Source organism: Paenibacillus sp. sgz302115, from assembly GCF_056120445.1.
On the sequence record NZ_JBVYOK010000012.1, the window covers coordinates 160,104 to 183,116 of the forward strand.

Annotated in this window: 21 protein-coding genes and 1 pseudogene; 7 read left to right on the plus strand and 15 right to left on the minus strand. The window is 52.1% G+C overall.

Features of this window, described 5'->3' with window-relative positions:
* The first annotated feature begins 91 nt into the window (after window positions 1-91).
* Window positions 92-697, plus strand: coding sequence for a TetR/AcrR family transcriptional regulator (locus tag AC0LWN_RS21345; RefSeq protein ID WP_474668834.1), 606 nt, complete (start codon window positions 92-94; stop codon window positions 695-697).
* 48 nt (window positions 698-745) lie between these two features.
* On the plus strand, window positions 746-1,489 hold the full coding sequence (locus AC0LWN_RS21350) for an SDR family oxidoreductase (RefSeq protein ID WP_474668836.1): 744 nt from the start codon (window positions 746-748) through the stop codon (window positions 1,487-1,489).
* Here the strand turns inward: AC0LWN_RS21350 and AC0LWN_RS21355 are convergent.
* The 4 genes from AC0LWN_RS21355 to mobA form a co-directional block, all read right to left on the minus strand.
* Window positions 1,482-2,531 carry a sensor histidine kinase gene (locus tag AC0LWN_RS21355; protein WP_474668838.1) on the minus strand — a complete coding sequence of 350 codons (1,050 nt, stop codon included), beginning with the start codon at window positions 2,529-2,531 and terminating at the stop codon, window positions 1,482-1,484. The two genes, AC0LWN_RS21350 and AC0LWN_RS21355, sit on opposite strands and share 8 nt — an antisense overlap.
* Window positions 2,528-3,208 carry a response regulator transcription factor gene (locus AC0LWN_RS21360; RefSeq protein ID WP_474668840.1) on the minus strand — a complete coding sequence of 227 codons (681 nt, stop codon included), beginning with the start codon at window positions 3,206-3,208 and terminating at the stop codon, window positions 2,528-2,530. Before AC0LWN_RS21360 ends, AC0LWN_RS21355 begins: the two co-directional genes overlap by 4 nt.
* On the minus strand, window positions 3,138-5,003 hold the full coding sequence (locus AC0LWN_RS21365; RefSeq protein ID WP_474668842.1) for an ABC transporter ATP-binding protein: 1,866 nt from the start codon (window positions 5,001-5,003) through the stop codon (window positions 3,138-3,140). The genes AC0LWN_RS21360 and AC0LWN_RS21365 overlap by 71 nt, the downstream gene beginning before the upstream one ends.
* Window positions 5,004-5,393: 390 nt before the next feature.
* Complete coding sequence (gene mobA / locus AC0LWN_RS21370; RefSeq protein WP_474668844.1) at window positions 5,394-6,005, minus strand: molybdenum cofactor guanylyltransferase; 612 nt, start codon at window positions 6,003-6,005, stop codon at window positions 5,394-5,396.
* Between the two features lie 144 nt (window positions 6,006-6,149).
* Here mobA and AC0LWN_RS21375 point away from each other — a divergent pair, with 144 nt between their 5' ends.
* Window positions 6,150-7,385: an MFS transporter gene (locus AC0LWN_RS21375; RefSeq protein WP_474668846.1), complete on the plus strand. Its 1,236-nt coding sequence runs from the start codon at window positions 6,150-6,152 to the stop codon at window positions 7,383-7,385.
* 97 nt (window positions 7,386-7,482) lie between these two features.
* Here AC0LWN_RS21375 and AC0LWN_RS21380 read toward each other — a convergent pair whose 3' ends face one another.
* Window positions 7,483-9,183: a glutamine--tRNA ligase/YqeY domain fusion protein gene (locus tag AC0LWN_RS21380; RefSeq protein WP_474668848.1), complete on the minus strand. Its 1,701-nt coding sequence runs from the start codon at window positions 9,181-9,183 to the stop codon at window positions 7,483-7,485.
* A 231-nt stretch (window positions 9,184-9,414) separates the two neighbouring features.
* Between AC0LWN_RS21380 and AC0LWN_RS21385 the strand changes: the two genes are divergently transcribed.
* Both AC0LWN_RS21385 and AC0LWN_RS21390 read left to right on the plus strand, forming a co-directional pair.
* Window positions 9,415-9,660: a DUF2164 domain-containing protein gene (locus AC0LWN_RS21385; protein ID WP_474668850.1), complete on the plus strand. Its 246-nt coding sequence runs from the start codon at window positions 9,415-9,417 to the stop codon at window positions 9,658-9,660.
* Between the two features lie 35 nt (window positions 9,661-9,695).
* Window positions 9,696-10,244, plus strand: coding sequence for a GNAT family N-acetyltransferase (locus tag AC0LWN_RS21390; RefSeq protein ID WP_458965956.1), 549 nt, complete (start codon window positions 9,696-9,698; stop codon window positions 10,242-10,244).
* 83 nt (window positions 10,245-10,327) lie between these two features.
* Here AC0LWN_RS21390 and AC0LWN_RS21395 read toward each other — a convergent pair whose 3' ends face one another.
* The 9 genes from AC0LWN_RS21395 to AC0LWN_RS21435 all read right to left on the minus strand — a co-directional run bounded on the left by AC0LWN_RS21395 (window position 10,328) and on the right by AC0LWN_RS21435 (window position 19,656).
* Window positions 10,328-11,170: an enoyl-CoA hydratase/isomerase family protein gene (locus AC0LWN_RS21395; RefSeq protein ID WP_474668852.1), complete on the minus strand. Its 843-nt coding sequence runs from the start codon at window positions 11,168-11,170 to the stop codon at window positions 10,328-10,330.
* A 93-nt stretch (window positions 11,171-11,263) separates the two neighbouring features.
* Window positions 11,264-11,974 carry an ABC transporter permease gene (locus AC0LWN_RS21400; RefSeq protein WP_474668854.1) on the minus strand — a complete coding sequence of 237 codons (711 nt, stop codon included), beginning with the start codon at window positions 11,972-11,974 and terminating at the stop codon, window positions 11,264-11,266.
* Window positions 11,967-12,899 carry an ABC transporter ATP-binding protein gene (locus tag AC0LWN_RS21405; RefSeq protein ID WP_474668856.1) on the minus strand — a complete coding sequence of 311 codons (933 nt, stop codon included), beginning with the start codon at window positions 12,897-12,899 and terminating at the stop codon, window positions 11,967-11,969. Before AC0LWN_RS21405 ends, AC0LWN_RS21400 begins: the two co-directional genes overlap by 8 nt.
* A 75-nt stretch (window positions 12,900-12,974) precedes the next feature.
* On the minus strand, window positions 12,975-13,607 hold the full coding sequence (locus AC0LWN_RS21410; protein WP_474668858.1) for a TetR/AcrR family transcriptional regulator: 633 nt from the start codon (window positions 13,605-13,607) through the stop codon (window positions 12,975-12,977).
* 252 nt (window positions 13,608-13,859) lie between these two features.
* Entirely contained in the window at window positions 13,860-14,519 is a 660-nt protein-coding gene (locus AC0LWN_RS21415) for an MOSC domain-containing protein (RefSeq protein ID WP_474668860.1), read from the minus strand.
* The gene (locus tag AC0LWN_RS21420; protein ID WP_474668862.1) at window positions 14,485-15,015 is read right to left on the minus strand and encodes a GNAT family N-acetyltransferase; all 531 of its coding nucleotides are present in this window, start codon (window positions 15,013-15,015) and stop codon (window positions 14,485-14,487) included. Before AC0LWN_RS21420 ends, AC0LWN_RS21415 begins: the two co-directional genes overlap by 35 nt.
* Before the next feature lie 73 nt (window positions 15,016-15,088).
* Window positions 15,089-16,300, minus strand: coding sequence for an MFS transporter (locus AC0LWN_RS21425; RefSeq protein ID WP_474668864.1), 1,212 nt, complete (start codon window positions 16,298-16,300; stop codon window positions 15,089-15,091).
* Between the two features lie 120 nt (window positions 16,301-16,420).
* Window positions 16,421-18,526: a molybdopterin-containing oxidoreductase family protein gene (locus AC0LWN_RS21430; RefSeq protein WP_474668866.1), complete on the minus strand. Its 2,106-nt coding sequence runs from the start codon at window positions 18,524-18,526 to the stop codon at window positions 16,421-16,423.
* A gap of 302 nt (window positions 18,527-18,828) precedes the next feature.
* A complete protein-coding gene (locus AC0LWN_RS21435; RefSeq protein ID WP_458965948.1) occupies window positions 18,829-19,656 on the minus strand; it encodes a formate/nitrite transporter family protein in 828 nt (275 codons plus the stop codon).
* A 318-nt stretch (window positions 19,657-19,974) separates the two neighbouring features.
* On the opposite strand from AC0LWN_RS21435, the pseudogene AC0LWN_RS21440 reads away from it, so the two are divergent.
* Window positions 19,975-20,553, plus strand: a pseudogene (locus tag AC0LWN_RS21440) (S-layer homology domain-containing protein); the annotation flags it as partial.
* A 29-nt stretch (window positions 20,554-20,582) separates the two neighbouring features.
* Here the strand turns inward: AC0LWN_RS21440 and AC0LWN_RS21445 are convergent.
* The gene (locus AC0LWN_RS21445; protein ID WP_474668919.1) at window positions 20,583-21,362 is read right to left on the minus strand and encodes a hypothetical protein; all 780 of its coding nucleotides are present in this window, start codon (window positions 21,360-21,362) and stop codon (window positions 20,583-20,585) included.
* Here AC0LWN_RS21445 and AC0LWN_RS21450 point away from each other — a divergent pair.
* Window positions 21,355-22,953 (plus strand): DUF3863 domain-containing protein, encoded by a 1,599-nt coding sequence (locus AC0LWN_RS21450; RefSeq protein WP_474668921.1) that lies wholly within the window; start codon window positions 21,355-21,357, stop codon window positions 22,951-22,953. The two genes, AC0LWN_RS21445 and AC0LWN_RS21450, sit on opposite strands and share 8 nt — an antisense overlap.
* Window positions 22,954-23,013: the final 60 nt, after the last annotated feature.

The following is a 23,013-nucleotide window of genomic DNA, read 5'->3' on the forward strand; positions in this document are numbered from 1 at the left end:
AACCTTATTGTTTAGAAAATCACAAATGACAAAATCGAGTATTTGTCATTTGTCAGACTTTCTGTTATGATGGGCAAGAGGAGGGGCGCTGATGAATAAATCCAGCTCATTTTTGAGTAAAACAGAAATCATGGATGCCGCCGAGCAGACGCTGCGCAGATTTGGCCCTGACAAGACCTCGGTAACCGACGTAGCTAAGCTGCTCGGGGTTAGCCACGGTACGCTGTACAGGCATTTTCCCAGCAAAGCCGCATTAAGGGAGGCCGTAACTGAGCGGTGGCTGGAGGAGCAGATTGTTGCTCCGCTGGCCGAACTCGTTGATGCTCCCGCAGGCAATGCCCTGGCGCAGCTAAAAATGTATATCGCCCGGCTGATCGAGCTTAAGGTTCACTACGCCGAGCAGGACAGGGAGATGTTCAAGATGTACGCCGACGTTACCGAAGAAGCTGCCGGGCTGGTTCAGATGCACATTCAGCGGATTATTGATCAGATGAGCATTCTCATCGACAGAGGGGTTCAGCAGAAGCAGATTGACCCGAGTACTGAGACAGGGGCGCTTGCCCGTTCGATTTTTTACGCGACCGCCCGGTTTCATCATCCGTCTCATGCCTATGAATGGCACAGCGCCAGCATCAAGCAGGAGTTCGAACAGCTCTGGATGCTCCTCGAGCGGGGACTTGCGGTTACAGATCATTAAGGGAAAGATAGCTCGCAGATAGCAGATAAAATTAAGGAGGAATGAAACATGAGTCAAGCGCTGCAGGGAAAGGTTGCTATCGTTACCGGCTCCTCAAGAGGAATTGGACGCGCGGTTGCGGAGAGATTAGCGGAAGAAGGGGCTTCGGTAATCATTAACTATTCGAGCAGCCCGAAACAGGCGGAAGAGGCGGTTCAGGGAATTAAGGCCAAAGGCGGCACCGCCGCCGCCATTCAAGCCGACATCAGCAAGCCCGTACAGATTGAACAGTTGTTCAAGGATACGAAGGATTTGTTCGGAAAGATTGATATTGTGGTCAACAACGCGGGAATTATGGTCAACAGCCTGATCGGGGAGGCCACCGAAGAGCAGTTCGACAAACAGTTCGCCATTAATGTAAAAGGAACTTACTTCGCCTGCCAGCAGGCCTTCTATCATCTGGAGCAAGGCGGGCGGATCATCAATTTCTCCACTTCGGTCAACGGGCAAATGTTCCCGTCCTACAGCATCTATGCCGGCACCAAAGGCGCAGTGGAGCAGTTCACCCGCCAGTTAGCCAAGGAATTCGGGTCCAAAGGGATTACCATTAACGCCGTTGCTCCGGGACCTGTCGCCACAGATTTGTTCCTGGAAGGTAAATCCGAAGATCAGCTTGAAGGCCTGAAGAAGGCCAACGCCTTCGGCCGTCTGGGAGAGCCGGAGGATATTGCCGGAGTTGTCAGCTTCCTCGCCGGGGAGCAGTCCGGCTGGATTTCCGGCCAGACGCTGCGTGTGAACGGTGGATTTATTTAAGCTGCAAGGGCAATAACACCAGCGAAGCCGTCCCCTCACCGGGACGGCTTGTTATGGTTATACTGCCGCCATGAATGTCTACAATTTTTTTGACCAGGGACAAGCCCAGTCCGCTTCCGCCGCCGCTGGCGCTTCTGGCTTTGTCGACCTTATAAAAGCGTTCAAAAATGCGGGGCAGCTCCTCCTCGGCAATGCCGATGCCAGTGTCCCGGATTTCCACTTCAATCCCCTCATCCACGGTATGCAGCCGGACTGTGATCATTCCTCCAGGGGGTGTGAATTTAATGCTGTTATGCAGCAGGTTGGTCCACACCTGGCTCAGGAGGTCTTTGACCGCATGGACGGTGATCTCCTCCAGTTCAGCCTCCACATTGATGTTCTTGCCCAGCCACTGCGGCTCGCAGGCGAGAATCATCTCCTGCACCTGCTTATCCAGCCGGTAGTCTACCCGCTCGAATGGAAAGCTCTCCGCCTCCAGTGCCGACAGCTTCAGCAGATTGTCACTGAGCCCGGAGAGGCGGCTGCCCTCCGCTTCGATAATGTCGAGATAATGCTTCCTGTTCTCCGCACTCAGCCCTTCATCCCGCAGGGCACGGGCGAAACCGCGGATGGATGTGAGCGGTGACTGGATTTCATGCGAGACATTGGAGATGAAGTCCTGGCGCATGGTTTCCATCCGGCTCAGCTCGCTGGCCATTTCGTTAATGCCCTCCACGATTCCGCCAAACTGTCTATAATTCCTGCTATCCAGCTCCACCTTGAAATTGCCCTTGGAGATTTGTCGCATGGCTGTAAGGATCGGAATGTAGAACGACCTCTCTTTACCACGGGTGGCGAAGCTGATAATACCCGCAATACAGACAAGGATGATGACCTGTCCCCCCATAATAAGCAGCTGGGTTTCATAGGCTGAGAGCGTCCAGCCGAACCTCTGCACCATCAGCCTGGTTCCGAAATAGCCGCCATTCCATGTAACGAAGAGCACCGCCAGCCATGCTGAAATGCCCAAAACAACCTTGCTCACCTGCCAAAACTTATTCATCCCATCTCCCCCTCCAGCCGGTAGCCAAGACCGCGGACCGTGCGGATGGCAAAGCCATATTCCTCCTGGGGAAAACGCTCACGCAAGCGGCCTACATGCACATCCAGTGTGCGTTCGTTGCCTTCAAAATCATAACCCCAGATCTCTTCAATCAGCCGGTCGCGCGTCAGCGTCTGCCCCGGGTAGCTGGCAAGCTTGAACAGCAGCTCAAATTCCTTAAGCGGCAGCGTGATGTTACCCTCATCCGAGACTACCTCGTAGGTTCTGCGGTTCATGCGCAAATGGCCGACATTGACGCTCTGGGCAGCGGAAATCTGATACCGCTTCAGCAATGCTTTGATCCGGGCGATCAGCACCGGCGGTTCAAAGGGCTTCACCAGATAATCATCGGTCCCCAGCTCGAAGCCCTTGACGATCTGCGAGGTTTCGCTTTTGGCCGTCAGCATCAGAATCGGAATATCATAGCTTCGTCGCAGCTCCCGGCACAGCTCCCAGCCATCCATGTTGGGCATCATGATATCAATGACGGCCATATCTACAGCGGTATCTTCGAGGAGCCTCAGCGCCTCCACCCCATCAGAGGCGCTATATATGTCCTCCATGCCTTCAGCCCTCAAGAAGACTTCCACCAATTCGCGGATGTGCGGATCGTCGTCCACTACTAATATTTTGGCCATTTGCTGCGGAACCCTCCTCTTCACCGCCGCCTGGAAGCTCAGGTGTATTCATTTGAAGCTGTTGGGCAGCGAATTCCCGGTACAGCTCATGCTTCTGCAGCAGCTCCTCATGTGTTCCTCTGCCGGTAATCCGGCCCTTTTCCATAAAAATAATCTGATCCGCATTCACCACGGTAGCCAGCCGGTGGGCAATGACAATCGTGGTCCGGCCCTGCATCAGGTTAGACAAGGCCTTCTGCACCACCGCCTCGGACTGGCTGTCGAGACTTGAGGTGGCTTCGTCTAGCATTAGTATCTTGGGATCGCGCAGCAGCGCCCGGGCAATGGCAATCCGCTGGCGCTGTCCGCCGGACAGCTTCACCCCGCGTTCGCCGACATCCGTATTATAGCCGTCCGGCAGCTCTTCAATAAAGCCGTCCGCATAAGCCATGGCGGCAGCACGGCGCATTTCCTGGGTGCTGACCTCCCGTTCCAGTCCATATCCAAGATTGTCGGCGATCGTGCCGGAGAGCAGCGGACTTTCCTGTGAGACGTAGCCGATCAGCTTGCGCCAGGAACGCAGCGAGAAGGTCGAGACCGGCTTCGTCCCCAGCTTGATCACACCGCTCTGCGGTTCATAGAACCGTTCCAGCAGGGAGAACAGGGTTGTTTTGCCGCCCCCGCTTGGCCCGACAATCGCCGTCACCTGTCCCGGCAGCATGAAGAAGTCCAACCCGCTTAGCACAGGCTCGCCTGTTTTGTAGCTAAAGCTCAAATTTTCGATTACAATTGCTTCTTTCGCTCCTGTTGCTACCTCCACCCCTTCGTAGATCTCCTCATCCTCCGCCAGCGTTTCAATGATCCGTTCCGAAGCGCCTTTCGCTTTTTGAATCTGGGTGAAGAACTGGGTCAGCTGGGTTAGCGGCATCACAATCTGAATAAGATACAGAATAAAAGCCACGAGCTCGCCTGCCGTCAGAGCGCCTGAAGACACCTGCATTCCGCCGTAGCCGATAATGACCACCAGCAGCATCATGAACACGAAGGAGACCAGCGGGCTGATCATGGCGCTGATTTTGCCCTCACGGATGCCAAAGGACAGCAAATTCATAATTCCGGTACGTCCGGCTTCATATTCCCGCTCCTCAGCACCGGAGGATTTCACTAGCCGGATTTCGGACAGCACGCCGCTGAGCGTAGCGGTAAAGGACGCTGTTTCATCCTGCGTGCCTTTGGATATTTTGTACATCTGCCGGCCGAGCGGCACCAGAATCAGTGCGGACAATGGAAGCACGGTGAACAGCACCAGCGTCATTTTCCAGTTCAGGTAGAGCAGTACCGAAATCGATCCGACAATGGAAATGACCCCGGTGAACAGGCTGGCCAGATGCTCCGAGATAAGCGTTTTGATAATTCCGGTATCATTCGTCATCCGGCTGACGCTCTCGCCTGTGCGGTTATCATTATAATAGGAGACCGGGAGCACAAGAAACTTGCGCCACAGCCGGTCCCGCAGACCTGCTACTACCTTCTGTCCGACATAGTTCAGTAAATAGATCGAGACTCCGCCGGCAATCGTCTGGGCTATGAAGGCCCCGGCAATTCCGGCAATCTGCAGCCTGCTGATCGACGCAAGCGAGAAGCCGTCAACGAGATTCTTGGTGAACATAGGAATAACTAACCCCACCAGGGTCGATATCATGCTGAGCGCAACAGCCAGTGCCAATAGTCCATAGGAAGGTTTAGTGCCATGCAGCAGCTTCAGAAACGGCTTCATAGCCGCTCCCTGCTTCTTGGCAGGTTCATTGGTTTTCATGGAAGATCCCCTTTTCTGCGGATAGATATCAGGAAAGGTAGCCTCTCCTTCCGCCTTAATTAACACATTAACTTAGCTATTTAAACTGAAGTTAAACAGCATGCTGCCTGTGCCCGGGAGAATCCTCTGTCTTTATCTTTGATCTGTAGCTATATAAGTTGAACTATAGATTTTCATATTGAGGTCTGGTCGTAACTGCGTGGAATGTTTGGACTTCCGGCCGCTGCCCGCCTGCAGATTTCTTGATTGTTACCGCTCTTCGCGGTTGAAATCCGCAGACAGCTTATGCTTACGATGCCAGCTTTCCTACGGAAAGCTCTCAGGCGGTCGCTTCCGCTCCGTAAGTATCCAAACTTCCCCTCCGTCACTTCTGCCCTTTTTATTTTTTCTTTAGTTCAACTTATATAGCTTGAGGGCGGCCTCGTAATCCTCCGGTGTGTTCATGTTAAGCAGGGACAACCCGTGTGTTCCCGGACCCTCGGGATAGTCTCCTTCATGAACATAATGTACCGCGAGTCCGGCAAGAAAATCCATTACCCGCAGCTCATTCCGCTTCAGCGCCTCTTCAAGAACTGGCAGGATGCTCCGGTGATAGAACGCCAGCAGCGGCTGGACTTTGCCTTCGGATGTAACTGGCATGATTGCCTGGGCAGCAGTCCCGCCAGCGATAAGCGCCAGCATATGCCGAAGCAGCCCTTCTGAAGCAAAAGGCAGATCACAGGCCAGCAGAACGACCCACTCTGTGTGTGCTTCCATTAGTGCAGCGTGCAAGCCGGCCAGCGGCCCAAGCCCGGGATAACGGTCCGGGATCATAGGTAAATGAAGGGTCCTGTAGGCCTCCCGTTCTTCTTCACCGCAGGCAATTACGACAGTAGCTGCAATCTGCGATAAACGGGCTGCAGTGTACGCGATCAAGGGCTGTCCTGCCAGTAGTAGCAGCGCTTTGTCGGTTCCCATCCTCCGTGAGGTTCCTCCTGCCAAAATAACACCGGTAATCTCCATTTCACCACCACTTTCCTAATTATTTGAAAATATCCTTAAAAGTTGGTTTGTATCCCTTTTCAACAAATGTTACAGTGATAGAAGCAGCCTGTTCGGGGCTGCCCCTAATGAATGCAAGGCATTTGCAGGAAAGGAGTGCCCAATTTGCGGGAGAACCCTGATAAGCAGTTTTCCTTCACCTCCTTGAGGTGGTTCAACTTCTTCTTGTATGGAACAGTCGTCCTATTCACCAGCTTCTTTCCACTATACCTGCAGGAAGTGGGGATGAACAAGCTGGAGATCGGGAGCTTAATGTCGGTGGGAGCGCTTGTCTCTATCATTGCCAATCCCTTCTGGGGCATCTGGACCGACCGCTGTCAGAATATCCGGCAGATCGTCCTGCTTATGCTGGCAGGGACGCTGGTGTTATCCCAGCTTGTATTTCGAGCAAATACATATGAAATGATGTATATCTCCATCCTGTTCTTCTATTTCTTCCAAGGACCGCTGTTCGCCGAGAGCAACACCCTGATCCTGAGCTATATTGACGGCACGAAGCACCGCTTCACCTCTTTCCGGCTATGGGGGTCGCTGGGCTGGGCACTTACGGCAATCTCGGTTGGACCGATTATTGAGTGGGCTGGAGTTTCCGTATTGACCTATCTCTTCGCCGCGCTGCTGCTTGCGGCCATGATTTCACTGGCTGTGCTGCCGAGGCGGCGCAATCATTCCATCGGAATTGCACCGTTTCCGTTCAAGGGCTTCGGGCAAATCTTTTATCATCCGTTCTTTCTGAGTTTTATCTTCTTCGGCATTCTGGTCTCCATCGCCAACACAATGAACAACACCTTCGTATCGCTCTACATCACAGAGCTTGGAGGTAGCAAGACGATGATCGGCCTGGCCGTGTTCCTCTCCTCTATTCTGGAAATAGGCGTGCTGCTCCTGTGCGACCGCTTCCTGAAACGCAAGATCCCGGTCCTGCTCGGCTGGCTTGCGCTTGTCAGCACCTTGTTCGTCGTCCGCTGGTGGCTGATGGCCGATGCGACAACACCGCTTCAGGTGGCATTCATTCAAGTGCTGCACTGCATTACGTTCGGCGGGTTCTTCTATGTAGGTACCCGGCTTACCATGCTGCTGGTGCCGAAGCAATACCGTTCTTCAGGACAAGCGCTGTACACCTTGAGCTGGAGCGGCATTTCCGGAATCCTGGGCGGCGTTCTCGGCGGCTGGCTCTACCAGAACCTCGGAGCGCAGAGCATGTACCAATCCGGGGTTTTTCTTTCGCTGTTCGGAACTCTGGGCTTCGGCGCGATGTGGCTGCTTGCCAGCCGCGACAGCTATCACCCTCCGGGTGAGCTGGAGGAAGACGATCTGGAGGAGTTCGAGACTAACCGATGACGGCTCTTCCTCCGCTGACGGAGCTGCATTCAAAAACAGGCTTGGCTTCCTTGAAAGGAACGCCAAGCCTGTTTTATTGCAGATATAGAGTTCAGCCCTACTTGCCGGGCTGGAACGAGCTTTTGAGCGAAACGATAAGATTGAACACCAGATGTCCTGGCGCTGAATATTTGCTGTCCACGTTGAAGTAACCATGACGGAAGAATTGGAACTTGTCCTGCGGCACACTATCCTTCAGCCCCGGCTCCACAAAACCATGAAGAACCTCGATGGATTTCGGGTTGAGCTGATCGAGGAAGCTTGGCTCCGGCTTGTCGGCGGAAGGCTCCATGCCTTCGACTTCAGCTTCCGCATCGGCTTCTTCGGCGGAAATCAGCGGCTCATAGAGACGGAATTCCGCCGGCACAGCCTGGCTGGCATCGACCCAGTGCAATGTTCCCTTAACCTTGCGGCCGGTGAAGCCGCTGCCGCTCTTGGTCTCCGGATCATACGTGCAATGCAGCTCGACAACCTCGCCGTTCTCGTCCTTGATGAAGTCCGTACACTTGATGAAATAAGCATTTTTTAGGCGCACCTCATTGCCGGGAAAGAGACGGAAATATTTGCTCGGCGGGTTTTCCATGAAGTCATCGCGCTCAATATAGATTTCACGGGAGAACGGAATTTTGCGGGTGCCCATTGCCTCATTCTCCACATTGTTCTCAATCTCGAACCATTCCGTTTCACCTTCCGGGTAGTTGGTGATGACCACCTTGAGCGGCCGCAGCACTGACATCGTCCGGGGAACGGTCAGCTTGAGGTCCTCACGGATGAAATGCTCCAGCATTTGCAGGTCCACCAGACCCTGGCTCTTGGAAATACCGGTCTCATGCACGAAGCTGCGGATTGCTTCCGGCGTATATCCACGGCGGCGCAGCCCGGAAATCGTCGGCATGCGGGGATCATCCCAGCCGTCGACATGGCCCTCATCCACAAGCAGCTTCAGCTTGCGCTTACTGGTTACCGTCTGGGCCAGGTTGAGGCGGCCAAATTCATATTGATGCGGTGCAGCAGGCATTTCACATTCCGCTACCACCCAGTCATAGAACGGACGCTGATCCTCAAACTCCAAGGAACAAAGGGAATGCGTCACGTGCTCAATTGCATCCTCAAGCGGATGGGCAAAGGTATACATCGGATAAATGCACCAGGCATCTCCCGTATTGTGATGATGTGAGTGGGAAATCCGGTAAATGACCGGATCACGCAGGTTGATGTTTGGCGAGGACATGTCGATTTTGGCGCGGAGCACCTTTTCCCCATCCTTGAATTCTCCTGCACGCATGCGGCGGAACAGCTCCAGGTTCTCTTGGATACCGCGCTCCCGGTGCGGACTGTTCACTCCCGGCTCTGTCAGCGTACCGCGATACTCACGGATTTGCTCAGCGGTAAGGTCGTCCACGTAAGCTTTGCCTTTTTGAATCAGCAGCTCCGCCCGTTCGTACATCTCTCCGAAATAATCCGAGGCAAAACGCAGCTCGTCCCATTCATAGCCAAGCCATTTCACGTCCTCCTGAATGGAGTTCACATATTCCGTATCCTCTTTGAGCGGATTGGTGTCGTCAAATCTCAGATTGGTCTTGCCGCCGAATTCATCGGCCAGGGTGAAGTTAATCCAGATCGCTTTGGCATGCCCGATATGTAAATAACCGTTCGGCTCCGGCGGAAAGCGGGTAACCACTTCCTTCACTTTGCCCGAGCTCAAATCTTCGGTAATGACATTCTTGATGAAATTGGAGGGTGTTCCATGGTTCTCCACAGTTATCAACCTTTCATTCTGTAATATAACTACTTCCTTGTTATGAACATGTTTCCTCTTAATATACCCGTTAACCGGGGAATGTTCAATAAAACTCAGGAAGAATTGGCCGGCTGCCGTGCTGCGGACACTCCTTCGCATCCGGTGCTTTGACTTATTTCCGGGGGATGGAGTAGCATGAGAGGTATAGGTTTTTGTATCTGCATAACTGCATAAAGGGGGGACTTATTTATGAAGCCAATCAAGCTGCCCAAAGAGCAGCGGGAGATCATTACAGAGAATATCCGCGCCTATTTCGAATCTGAGCGTGGGGAGGAAATCGGCCATCTGGCGGCAGACAATCTGCTGGAGTTTTTCTTAAAAGAGCTGGGTCCGGCGATTTATAACGGGGCGCTCAGCGACTGCCGGACCCTCGTAGATCAGCGGATGCAATCGCTGGAGGAAGACATCTACGCGCTGGAATGGAAGAAACGTTAACTAGATGGACCTTGCATCGCAGAGGGGGCAGCCGCATGTTTAATTATGTCATTGATGAGGAGCTTATGCTGAAACTGCTCATGCCGGAGCACGCGCGCCACATGTTCGCACTGGTGGAGCGCTCGCGGGCCCGGCTCAGGCAGTGGCTGCCTTGGGTGGATGGCGTTACGGAGCAGGCCCATCTGACCACTTTTATCAAAAACGCCATGAAGCAAGGCACCGAAAATGGCGGATTCTCCGCCGGACTGTGGGTCCGGGGAGAGCTGGCCGGTATCATCGGCTACCATGAAATTGACTGGCACAACCGCTCCGTCGGCATCGGCTACTGGCTCGGGGAGGGCTACGAAGGCAAAGGCTACATGACCAGCGCCTGCCGCGTTTTTATTGATTACGCACTGCTGGAGATGGAGCTTAACCGCGTCGAAATCCGCTGCGCGACCGGCAACCTCTCCAGCCGGGCCATCCCCGAGCGGCTGGGCTTTGTATTCGAAGGCGTCATCCGCCAGGCGGAGAAGCTGCCCGGCGGCTACGTGAACCACGCCGTCTACGGCTTGCTGCGCAGCGAGTGGAAGCTGCTGGGCTGATGAGGGTGGCGAGCTGGATTCAAAAAATCCAAAGCCTTGGAGACCAGTGGTCACGGGGCTTTGGATTTTTTACTTTTACAACATCATTCGTGGAAACGCTCCTTTACCTTCATGAGCCTGGCGTGGATCCCAATCTCATCGTTCGCCATATCATACATTTGGTGAGTCATGTGAAAACCTAAATCATTGGATAATGCCTGTTTCCATGGGCGAGACAAGATAGCATGCGTCATGTGTCTAGTGGTGCGGGGACGCTCCATAATCATTTCTGCCAGCTCCCAGGCACGCGGGAGAAGACGTTCGCGCGGAAGCACTTCATTAGCGATTCCCAGCTCCACCGCCATTTTCCCATTGATGTGCTGGCCTGTGTACGCGTAATAAGCAGCCCGCTTAACGCCTATTGTTTGTTGCAGAGTGAGAGCCATTCCATCTCCCGGAGGGGTACCGATGAGAAAATGCGGATCAAAGAAATCCGTATCCTCGGTACAAAGTGTAATATCGCACAACGTGCCCATTTCACAATGCGTACCAGGGCCATTTATAGCTCCAATCGTCGGGATATCAATACAAAAGATCAAATTTTCAAGTAATCTCATGGATTCGTGATACATCTTTAATTTGTCATCCATAGTCCAATCTCTATATTTCGTCTTCCATAAATCCGGATTACCATTTTGCCATCTGTCACCTGTACCTGTAATAATCAAAACTTCATTGGCAAAATCTCTTCCAATCTCCATCCAGGCCTGCGACCAAACACCATGAGCATCCCAGCTATACTGAAAGGGACCGTCATTGGTGTGCAATCTGACCTCGAGAATGCCATCTTTACGCTTCATCATCAGGAAATCCTTATACTTTTCTGAGTACACTTCAAATTGCGAAGGTTCCGTTCTCTGGAACCACTGTGATAATTGCTCCGACATAGATCGTCCTCCTTAAGTGATAGATTGTTGTTAACTGTTACATGTCAATAGCTCTTGCGCACTGGGTCTCGCCAGCATCCCCCCTCTCAAAGATCATTTATGATCCGCCCAATGCCACCAAGCCCAGGTTGCCACAAATCCAGCTAATCCTGTTGTCACAGGAATGAGATAACTAAGCGTTGTGAGCGGGAATAGGCTATCGCCGCTGCCGGCAAGCTGAAGAGCAGGTATGGCCCAGGGCAAATACTTAGCAAATGGGGTCGGGCCTGCGATCAAGGCTAGCATTAGGGCCATAAACGAATACACAATCGGCATCAGGTAGCCTCGAGACAGACTGGTCAGGAAAATAACCGGACCGCATAGCAGCAATTGCATCACAACCGTAATAATTAGTTGAATATAATAGTGTAATACCAACGATTCGGAAAAGCCGGAAAGTCCAGTCAGAGAGCCGATCAACAAAGAGAATAGGAATGCCGCTTCCGCCATAATCAGGCACCATGCCAGGCTAACCACTGTTTTCGCAGCAATAATCTTGCCGCGTGACACAGGCAATGCCAGAAGATCCTTCAGTGTTCGGTCTGTATATTCGCGTCCAAACGACCAGCCTGTTAGAACAGCAAAGCCGACAATTCCGAGCACACTGGCGAACATAAACACCACATTCCCAAGATAAGTGTTCCAATCCGCAACTCCGGCACGAATCACACACACAAAGATATAGAAGGCCAAAGATCCCCATAATACGTATGAGCGATATAGCTTTTTGTTTTCAACCATCATTACGCTGAACAATTCACGCATCCTTCTCTAGCCCCCTTAACTGATTTTCTCCGACCATGTTTAGAAAATAGGACTCCAGTTCCTCTTCCACTATTCTTAGCGAATAGAGCGGTATATCAGCATCAGCCAGCAACCGGGAGACACGCTCGGGATGCTGAATCGCGCCTGGCTCTGAAATTTTCAGAATACCGCCATGATCAACATCCACAGCGTAGCCCAATTTAGTTAACTGCTTCTTGGTCCGTTCTTCATTTCCCCGCACATCGACGTACAAGCATTTTCGCCGCAAGCGATCAAATTCCAGGGCAGAGATTTCTTGAAGAAGGACGCCTTTATGAATGATACCAATGCGTGAAGCCAGCTTAGACATTTCCTCCAGAATGTGGCTGGATATAAATATGGTCACCCCCTCAGAAGACAGAGCTGCAAGCAATTCCCGGATTCCTACAATACCCGCAGGGTCTAAGGCATTTGTTGGCTCATCCAGTATCAATATTTCAGGATTATGGATAAGCGCTTTGGCCAGCCCCAGTTTTTGCGCGTTGCCCAAGGACAAATTTCCCGCTTGGGTCTTCGCGTAAGGCCCCAGCATGACCTTATCAATAACCGTATCAACCGCAGATCGTTCTTTTAAGCCGCGCATCTTGGCATACAACTCCAAGTTCTCTCTTACGGTAAAGCTCGAATATGAATAGGGCACCTCAACCATATAGCCCACGTGATTCCACAAATCCCCTCCCTTCGTTAATTTTTTGCCAAGCAACCTCACCTCTCCAGCCGTTGGCTTAATCATTCCGAGCAATGTTCGAATTGTCGTCGTTTTGCCTGCTCCATTCAAACCGAGAAATCCATAAATTTCACCCTTCTTGACCGACAAGCTAACACGATCCAAAATGGTTTTTCCGTTGTATACCTTGGTTAAGCCATCTGTACGAATCATTTCCATGTTCTCAACTCCTAAGCAATTTTATTAACCTAACGTTCGTTGAATTAAATTATTAAAAAAAGAACCGACTTGGCATTAGTTCGACCAAAGATGAACATAAAAGTCGGTTAAAGAATGAATGGTATCTACGTCCAACATACGACCATCTAGCATTTGTTGGACGATCAAAACCACAATATGGGATAAAAATTGAGAAGCAGCAATTTCGAAATTCATACTGCGAATCTTTCCCTGCTCATGCTGCTTTGTCAGGAAGGAGGACATCGCTCCAAAGGGTAAACGAGTTAATCTGTCTAACGCATCTTTGTCCTCTTGTTCGAGCAAATTGCGGTCCCTTATTAGGATCTGGAAATACTCTTTATCCAGAATGACCCTTTCCGAAAAGCCCTGAATTAAGTGTGTAAGAATCTCCTTCAATGGTGCATTGGAATCAAACGTAACGTTGAAAAAAGTCACGAAGCCATTAATTCGTTCTTCCTGAGCATGTTGCAGTACATTCCTTAATATCTCCAGCTTTCCGCCCGGAAAGTAGTGATATGTCAATGCTTCCGTCATGCCAATTGCTTTATTCAACTCTCTCATGGAAGTCGCATGATACCCTTTATCTGCAAACAATTGCTTGGCAATCATTAAAATTTGCTTTTTTCGCTCTATCGCTTGAAGATCACGGTTAGTCATTTTTTTTGCTTTCTGTTTTTGAATCATCATACCCGCCTCTTATTATTAACTTAACGATCGTTAAGTTAATAATAAGACTATATTGCCCGCGATGTCAACCTGCCCCAACTCACCAGCCTGAACGAGACTCCTAAACACACACATCCGCTATACCCTTCTTCAGTTCGCCCTATCTTCGACGCGACCAGAGCAGCTGCGGCAAAGTGACTCACTATGGCATGCTAATTAGCTTCACACAACCACACGAAGTGCGTTTTTGCAGACGCTGGAATAGCGGCAGAACTAGCTCTCCGCAGCATCCAGCCAGCCCCGGAACTTCGCCCGGGTGACGGCGGACAGGGTGTCCAGCTCGGCCAGCTCGGCGAGGTCCGTCTTGTCCTTGCGTCCATGCTCCATCAGGTAGAGCACCCGTCTGACGGGAAAACCGCCCGCGCCGCTCTCCTTCTTGACGATCCTATCGCCAGTGGCAATCTGCCCCTCGCGCAGCACGCGGAAATAGAAGCCGCTGTACCCGGTAGCCAGCACCTGGGCCGGCATTTCAGCCGGGCCGTGCTTTTGCGCGAGCTTATAGCATGGAAAACGCGGCTGGCTGACCTGCAGCAGCGCCGAGCCAATCTCGTATACATCGCCGATACAGACCTCGGTCTCCAGCAATCCGCTGGCAGTGATATTCTCGCCGAAGGCGGAATACTCCAGCTTTTTCCCGAGCTGCTGCTCCCAATAGGCATAATGCTCAATCGGGTAGACACAAACCGCCTTGTCAGGGCCGCCGTGATTCACCAGATCCGCTTGCCCGTCACCGTCGAAGCCTTCGAGATGAAGCTGAACTCTGCCGGCGGCAGGCAGCTTGTAAATCCCCGTTTCCAGCGGCTTGCCGCGGTAGTCTACGGTCTTTGGTTTGCCTACATTAAGCGAGATGACTTCCATCCTCATTACCTCCAATCAGCATACAGCTCATAAACACCTCATCCACATAACGTCCGCCGAGATAAAATTCCTCACGCAAACGGCCTTCTTCCTGAAATCCGCATTTGCGGTAGAACGAAAGTGCAGGCTCGTTTGAGGACAGCACCCGCAGTCGCAGCTTACGGATGGCGTGCTGAGCCGCATGGCTTTTGATCGCTTCCATCAGCCGTCCTCCAACGCCCCGGCGCTGAAAGCGTGGGTGAACAGCAATATTGATCTCGCACACATGGCGGTTGCTCTCCATTCCGCTCGGACACCCGAAGCCGACATATCCGCACAGCTCCTCATCCTGTAGAGCAACCAGTTGAGATCCGGGCGGGGTATGCAGCAGATAATCCTCTGGGGAACGCCAGCTTAGAGGGCCGGGCGTTGTGTCCTCCGTCCAGATCATATTATCGAGAATAATCAGCTCACGGACATCTCTAATCTCCGAGGGCCGGATGATAAAGGTATCTCTGTTAAGTTGTTTCATCGCTTTTACACCCCTTGCCTTGCGCTAATATCTACATACGGACAATACCAGCATCGTGTGCTTTGGCCTGGATTTATGCCGCATTGCGGTCCAGTGTACGGGCTGAACGGTTGATGTAGGCGTGGAACCCGAAGAAGCCCACCGACAAAACGGCCATTGCGCAAGCCAGCCAGCCCGTTGGCGCCAGCCCTCCGTTGTCAAACTGAACACCCATCAGATAAGGCCCGATGACTCTGCCTACCGCGCCAATCCCCCCGCTTAGCCCAAGATAGAATGGCGCACTATGGTCCGCATGATCCGAAATAAATGACGGCATCGCCGGAGAAATCAGCATCTCACCCAGCGTAGCCAGCACCATCGCCAGCAGCAGGCCCGGATAGGTAGGCATCAGCAAAATAACGGCGTAGCCGCTCAAATAGAATATGGCGCTTGAAGTCATTTGTGCCGTTGAGGTTGCCGCGAACCAGCGCTTGATCAGACTGACCAGCGGCTGCGCGGCAAAGATCAGAATCCCGTTCAGCGTCCACAGGAACCCGTAGGTCTGCTTCGGCCAGCCCTCCGATATAATAAAAGGCGATACCCCTGTATTCCAGATCGAATTGCCGATCAGCAGAAACATCGAGCCAATCGCCATGAACAAATAGATCCGTGTCTGGCCCATTAGCCTCCAGCCGGACAGCTCATGCTGCTGTTGTCTTCTCTGCGTCTGTTGATGAGGCGGCACTGTACCTACCCTGCGCAAATATACAAAGAAAAATACGGCAAACACCGCCGAAGTTACACCGTTCAGCACGAAGCTCAGCATATAGTTGCCAAGGAAGCCGCTAAGCGATGTTCCCAGCGCAACCCCTATGTTATTGGAAACATAAATGACATTAAAAAGATCTGCACGCTGCTCGGCAAAACGGAACCCGATAAACGCCTGGATGGCAGGCAGCGACAACGAGTTGAACAATCCGAACAATCCCATGACGGCGATGAAGATATACCAGTTGCCGCTTGCCGCCGGAAGAGCGAACAAGGTTAGGGCAGTCAGGGCCAAAGCCCCTACAATCAGCCGGTTAACACCGACCTTATGGTAGAGCGAGCCGCCCAGCAGCTGGCCTGCGATCCCTCCGAGACTCTGAATAAGCAGTACGAAGCCGGCATCCTTCATGCTGCGGCCAAGCTCATCGAATACGTACATCGAAACAAGCGGCCACATCAAAGCGCTGCCGGTTGCGTTAATCAGGCTGGCAATCAGGAACACTTTAACTTCCTTCGGATAAGCTTGCAAAAACTTCATATTTTGTCTTTCATCCCCTGTTAACTATGTGTCATTAATTTAACCAGTATCATCCGAAAACAGGGTCAAGGCAAGCATACGAATTACCGCTTTATCGCGTTATCACATCATAATCCAAATTTATAACTCCTGTAAAACCCTGCTGGCAGTATCAGGCTCTGAGCGGCGCTTCACTTCAACCGTACCCGAGAAAAAAGTCGCCCCGTTCCCCATATCGCTCAGCCGGTCCGGCGTGAGCACATTTACTCTATGCCTGCGTCCCTTGCCTTCCCACCACAGCCCCTGGCTGATCACTGTTCCCGGCAGCATCTTGTCCGTTACCATCGCCCAAAGCTCAATAGCGCCTCTGTCGTTGTATACAGTCAGCTCGTCGCCATCCTCGATCCCCCGCGCCGCCGCATCCTCGGGGTGGATCTGCAGCGTCGGCCGCTTCTCCATCCGCTGGTGCTTCTGGACATTGGCGAAATTGGAGTTCAGGAAATTATGATTCGGCGGAGAAATGAACATCAGCGGATAATCCGCTCCCGGCTGCGGCCGCCGTACACCGTCATAACCTTCCTTCAGCGGCATATATGTAGGCAGCGCAGGCAATCCGGCAAGCTGCATGGCCTTGGAGAACAGCTCTATTTTGCCTGAGGGGGTCGGAAGGTTCTTCAGATAATCCGCCTGCGGAGTCATGTCCAGCTTCACGAACCGCTCGTCAATCAGCCGCTCCAGCGTAACACCATTTAGATATGGGTTGCGCGGGTAATCCAGTGCCTGGCGGATCATCTCATATTCGGACTCGCTGAAGGCTTCCGCGTCGAAGCCCATCGCCCGGCCCAGCAGCGCGAAGACCTCCACGTTGCTTTTGCATTCCCCCGGCGCTTCAAGCACAGGCTCCTGGAGCTGGATGTAGTGATGCCAGTACGATGTGTACAGATCAACATTCTCAAATGAAGTGGTCGCCGGCAGCACGATATCGGCATACAGCGCCGTGTCGGTCATGAAGAGATCATGTACAACCGTGAACAGATCCTCACGCGCGAATCCCGCCCGCACCCGGTCAGCATTGGGAGCCACAACAACGGGATTGCTGCAGTAGACGAACATCCCCATTACCGGCTGCTCCTTCATCTCCAGCGCTTCGCCGATCCGGTTCATATTAATTGTCCGTGTCCCCCGGTTCGGGCGTAAATCCGGGCGGGTCAGCGCACGGTCATTCGTAGAGCTGTAGCCGCTATTTGATTTGATCGCTCCGCCTCCGGTCTTCAGCCATGCTCCGGTGAGTGCCGGAAGGCAGGTGATGCTGCGGACATTCATGCCGCCGTTATCATGATGCTGCAGACCGTTGCCGATGTGAATATGCGAAACCTTGGCTTCGCCGTACATTTTAGCAAGCTTCTCTATGTCATCCACTGCAATGCCTGTGATCTCGGCAACCCGCTCGGGCGGATAGGCGAGTACATGCTCGCGCAGCTCCTGATGGCCAATCGTATACTGCTCAAGAAAAGCATCATCCGTCATCCCATCCCGGAACAGAATGTGCATCAGTCCCAGGGCCAGCGCCGAATCCGTGCCCGGATACAGCGGCAGGAACCAGTCCGCCCACTGGGCCGTCCGGTTGCGGTGCACATCAATGACAACCACCTTTGCGCCCCGTTTGCGGGCTTGCTCGGCGTAGACCACCTGGTGCATGTTCGTGCTGATAATGTTGCCGCCCCAGACAATGATCAAATCAGCATTCACCGTATCCTCAGGACTTGTCCCGCCGCCAAAGCCCATCGTATATTTCCAGCCGGCGGTGCCCGCCGAATTGCAGATAGCCCGTTCCAGGCGGCTTGCGCCGAGCCTATTAAAGAACCGCCGGTCCATCCCTTCCACGCTAAGCACGCCCATATTGCCGTAGAAGCTGTACGGAAGGATGCTCTCCGGTCCGTATTCTGCTGACAGCTTCTTGAAGCGGCCGGCAATTTCGCTAATTGCCTCCTCCCAGGTGATCGGTTCGAAGGAACCGCTGCCTTTCGGTCCTACACGGCGCAGCGGGTGAAGCAGGCGTTCCGGGTGATGCACCCGCTCTGCCATATTCCGCACCTTGTTGCAGATAGCTCCCTTGGTCACCGGATGTTCAGGATTTCCCTCTACCTTAATGATTTTGCCATCCTGCTTATGCACCAGAAGTCCGCATGTATCGGGGCAATCCAGTGGACATACCGCCGGAAAAATCCCATCTCCGCTGAAGCTCATTGGCCGCAGACCTCCTTGTCTATTGAATAGTTGTATTCTATATATTCTATAGCTGCAACTGATTCACGTAAAGAAAGTAAGCGGAACCTCCTGATTCGTCGCCCTTATTCCCGGGTAATAAAGCTTATGAAACACTCCCTATGAACTCGCCTGAATTCGCCGTGAGCCCGATTTCGTTCCCCCGAGTCGGAAAGCACGGCGAATTTTGCGTCTGCAGACCATCCTTCCACGCAAAAAACACTCCCCGAAAAATTCCGAAGAGTGTCTCTATCATCATCTCAGCTCATGTGAGCCGGAAATATTTATGCGTGTTTCTTCACACCGGCAGCGGAGATGCCTTCCACGGATGGAGCAGCCGCTGGCGCCTTGCGCAGATAAGCCATCCAGTAAGCGAATGCGACGAAGATTGCACCGCCTGTGAGATTGCCCAGCCAGACCGGAGCAAAATTGCCGAAATATTGGCCCCAGGTGAAGTGTCCTTCAAATATAGCAGCAGGGATAAGGAACATATTGGCTACAACGTGCTGGAAGCCGATGGCTACAAACGCCATGGTTGGGAACCAGATCCCGAGAATTTTTCCGCTGAAATTATCTGCCCCGTAAGAGAGCCACACCGCCAAAGCAACGAGCCAGTTACAACCTATACCGGAGATAAAAGCCTGCAGAAAGCTGGCATCAATCTTGTGGCCGGCCATATCAACGAGTTTGTCCAGATATACGCCATCTGAGGTGAGGCCCACGACGTGACCGAAGAAATAAGCGACGAACAAGGCACCCGCCAGATTGCTGATTGTAATGAGCACCAGGTTCTTAATGACTTCCCAGAGAGAAATCTTCTTCGCCATAAAAGCAAGCGGCACCGCCATCATATTTCCTGTCAGCAGTTCCCCGCCGGCCAGCAGCACCAGGATCAGTCCTACCGGGAAGACAGAAGCTCCGATAAAGTTGGCGATGGAGCCCCATTCCTTTGGTGCGCCTGCAATAACGCGAATATCCAGCAAAAATCCGAGCGCGATGAACGCTCCCCCCAGAAAGCCAAGAATAAGTACGGTGCTGAGCGGATTGTGTGCCTTCTTTATTCCGTTCTCCACCGTGACTTCGGCAATCCCCTGCGGTTTGTTATAAGCCATGATTCCTATCCCCTTCTAATTACTTAAAATTTGTTCCTTTATGCCATTGTAGCGCGTCAACTACCACATTTACGTGATAATTATCACTACTACGAAAACTAAGTGAAAGTTTTCACTGACATGTCAAATTTAACACGGACACAAATTGTGATCAGACAAACTGAAAATATTAAATGTTTGTTACAGTTGCAAAATTCCATGTAACATATTCCCTCAATTACCTCCTGACACGCTAAATAATCGGCCTAATTGCACCGATATCTGAGTAAAGGAGGTGATGAGCTGTTCCCATACTAACTGAAAATGGGTGCTTACATAATGAGGAATAACACGCGACGAATCACCCTGGTTCTGCTATGCCTGATCTTATTCGGAGCTACCGCAGTCCCTTCGGCCGTAAGGGCCGAGCGCAATCCATTTGTGGATATAGAGCGCAGCTATGCTCGTCAAGAAATTATTTACCTGTTCTACAGGGGAATCCTTCAAGGATATGGCAATTCAAAGTTCAAACCTTTGCAGCCAATTACCCTTGCTGAGATGGGCACTTTGATGTCCAGGGCATTATCCATTCCCGTTTCTGACGCGGACTACCCGCTAGCAACGGACGAGATGCCGGATTGGGCGGCCCCCTCCATACGTTCGCTCTTGTCCGCAGGCATCCTGCAGGGCCAGACGATACACAGGAGAAGTACAGTTACGCGAGAGAGCTTGGCTGTGTGGTATATCCGGGCCCTTAGACTGTATGATCTGGTCCAACAACAAGGGCATGTGCCTACCTTTAAGGATGCTTCTACTATTTCGAAAGAAGCCCGAACAAGCGTCTGGGCGGCCCAGCAGCTTCAACTGTTCCAAGGAGATGGACAGCATCGGTTCAACCCGAAGCAATTGGTCGACCGCCAGAGCGCCGCTAAAGTAACAGCACAAGCTTACCTTTTGCTTAAGGAGCCCTCGCGGATACAAAACCTGCTCGAACAAGGAAATGGATTGCCGGAAGATACATCAACGAAGCAATTGCCGGAGGAATCCGAAGTTCCCAAAGGTGTACCATCAGGAAATACAGATATCACAGGTCCGCAAAATCCGGTTATTACTAATTTACCACCACCAACACCGGCTCCATCGGCTTCACCTGCACCGACACCGGTGCCACCTGCTTCACCTGTACCAACAGCAACATCTGCTCCATCCGCTTCACCTGCACCAACAGCTTCACCTGCTCCATCTACTTCACCTGCACCAACAGCTTCACCTGTTCCATCTGCTTCACCTGCACCAACAGCAACATCTGCTCCATCTGCTTCACCTGAACCAACAGCTTCACCTGCTCCATCTGCTTCACCTGTACCACCACCAGTTCCATCCGCTTCACCTACACCACCAGCTTCACCTGCTCCATCTGCTTCACCTGCACCAACAGCTTCACCAGTTCCATCTGCTTCACCTGCTCCATCTACTTCACCTGTACCAACAGCAACATCTGCTCCATCCGCTTCACCTGTACCAACAGCAACATCTGCTCCATCCGCTTCACCTGCATCAACAGCTTCACCTGCTCCATCTGCTTCACCTGCACCAACAGCTTCACCAGTTCCATCCGCTTCACCTGCACCAACAGCAACATCTGCTCCATCTGCTTCACCTGTACCAACAGAAACACCTGCTCCATCCGCTTCACCTGTACCAACAGCAACTCCGCCAGTGTACAAGGCAGTTGATTCTATCCAGACTACTACCGATTCAATTGATGCTTCATTCAATGTATCTGTGGACAATTGGAAGCTGGCTTACGTGACCTTGGATGTGTACGGTGCGGAAATTACACCGGAGTTTTTGCCGCCAGACCTCAAAGTCTCGGTTACAGATGAATACTCTGTACTGGCACCAGATGGGACGGTAGCAAGCTTTTATAACATCCCGGCTCCGGGCACTGTTATCCATGGCAGCATTCTGCTCAGCTCTGAGCTTGCAGGCTTCAGTGTCCTTGGCACCTTTGAGCTATTGGTAAAGCAGCCTCAATACAGCTCAGCATCTTATTTCACGGTATCATTGCTGCTGGAAGATACGGGAGCAAATGCTACAACAATTGCTGAAATGGAAACCATGCGGGATTCACTCGCAACCATTGATCCTAATTTGCGGGTAACCTGGGCTATGGACAGCCGGTTCGTATTCGATGAAGCACAACGTCCTCAACTGCAAAAGGTGCTTGAATATGTAGATCTGTATGGGGATGAGGTAGGGATCGTATCCGGTTATCCCAATGACAATTACAATCTGTCCCAATGGATTGCAGAGATGAATTCGTGGCTGTACATGTACAGGTATAATGCGCTCAATTACCTCCACCAGGGGGGAACCAACGGAGACAGCTCCGTTTGGCTGAGCATACCTGACAAGTATCGTCCCAAATCATTGTCCACCTATGCCATCAATCCCGAGCAGGCTGCCTGGCTGAAAGACAATTTCCAGATTGACGCCTTCATGGGGTGGGCAGCAACACAGGTTAACGTAGGCCAATTGTCTGCTGACGGATCACCGCTGATGCCTTATTGGTCACATACCGCTAACCCGATGCTGCCCGCGCAGGATGCTGCTACAAACAGCGGCAATGTATTTATGAATTCACTCAGCATTGATCCCATCGGCTCCCGTTACACTTCAGGGGCATCCAGATGGACTCTGCATCCGGCGGACCCGTATGTAAGCGAGATGAAGGCAGAACCCCAGTTGCACCTGGCCTACCAATATCTCAATAATCCTTATCGCAACCAAAATACGGTCAATTACCTCTCTCTGGTGATTGGCACCAATTGGGTGCTCAGATCGCCCGGCCTGAAAGCAACCTGGCAGGATTTCATCAGCAGATTCCCTAAAGATGCCAATGTAAAAGTATTAGGCGTCCATGATCTGGCAGAAATCTACAAAACAAGAAGTGCCAGCAGTAATGAACACTCAGAATTCACCCTGATGTTCCGGGGCTCAGGCTATACCACGGCCAGCGGAGAGAATTCTCCAGCGGATCTGCGTTATCTGTGGACAGAAACTGCAACAGAGCGTATTATCCTTGCCAAAAAAGACAGTGACCCAACCTGGAGCATCATTGATTTCACCGACTATTCCAAAACCCCTGTCGCTAATCTTCCATATACACACAATGGGGCAGCGGACGATATTAGCTACATTACAGGGAGAAACTACAAATTGACTCCCACGGCTCCATTAACCTCATCAGAAATCGAACGTATCCGTGCCCGTCTGGATGTTCTGGATTTTCATGAGGATATCAGCTACCAATAGCCGGTATAATCCATGCTCGACAAAATAGGCCCTGTCCACTTGGACAGGGCCTATTTTCTA

Coding starts and splice junctions, on each gene's coding strand:
- AC0LWN_RS21425 (WP_474668864.1), bottom strand. CDS start 16,300: ATGAAGTTTTTGCAAGCTTATCCGAAGGAAGTTAAAGTGTTCCTGATT.
- mobA (WP_474668844.1), bottom strand. CDS start 6,005: ATGGAGATTACCGGTGTTATTTTGGCAGGAGGAACCTCACGGAGGATG.
- AC0LWN_RS21350 (WP_474668836.1), top strand. CDS start 746: ATGAGTCAAGCGCTGCAGGGAAAGGTTGCTATCGTTACCGGCTCCTCA.
- AC0LWN_RS21420 (WP_474668862.1), bottom strand. CDS start 15,015: ATGAAACAACTTAACAGAGATACCTTTATCATCCGGCCCTCGGAGATT.
- AC0LWN_RS21390 (WP_458965956.1), top strand. CDS start 9,696: ATGTTTAATTATGTCATTGATGAGGAGCTTATGCTGAAACTGCTCATG.
- AC0LWN_RS21395 (WP_474668852.1), bottom strand. CDS start 11,170: ATGTCGGAGCAATTATCACAGTGGTTCCAGAGAACGGAACCTTCGCAA.
- AC0LWN_RS21355 (WP_474668838.1), bottom strand. CDS start 2,531: ATGAATAAGTTTTGGCAGGTGAGCAAGGTTGTTTTGGGCATTTCAGCA.
- AC0LWN_RS21405 (WP_474668856.1), bottom strand. CDS start 12,899: ATGGAAATGATTCGTACAGATGGCTTAACCAAGGTATACAACGGAAAA.
- AC0LWN_RS21385 (WP_474668850.1), top strand. CDS start 9,415: ATGAAGCCAATCAAGCTGCCCAAAGAGCAGCGGGAGATCATTACAGAG.
- AC0LWN_RS21435 (WP_458965948.1), bottom strand. CDS start 19,656: ATGGCTTATAACAAACCGCAGGGGATTGCCGAAGTCACGGTGGAGAAC.
- AC0LWN_RS21345 (WP_474668834.1), top strand. CDS start 92: ATGAATAAATCCAGCTCATTTTTGAGTAAAACAGAAATCATGGATGCC.
- AC0LWN_RS21360 (WP_474668840.1), bottom strand. CDS start 3,208: ATGGCCAAAATATTAGTAGTGGACGACGATCCGCACATCCGCGAATTG.
- AC0LWN_RS21400 (WP_474668854.1), bottom strand. CDS start 11,974: ATGCGTGAATTGTTCAGCGTAATGATGGTTGAAAACAAAAAGCTATAT.
- AC0LWN_RS21430 (WP_474668866.1), bottom strand. CDS start 18,526: ATGAGCTTCAGCGGAGATGGGATTTTTCCGGCGGTATGTCCACTGGAT.
- AC0LWN_RS21410 (WP_474668858.1), bottom strand. CDS start 13,607: ATGATGATTCAAAAACAGAAAGCAAAAAAAATGACTAACCGTGATCTT.
- AC0LWN_RS21365 (WP_474668842.1), bottom strand. CDS start 5,003: ATGAAAACCAATGAACCTGCCAAGAAGCAGGGAGCGGCTATGAAGCCG.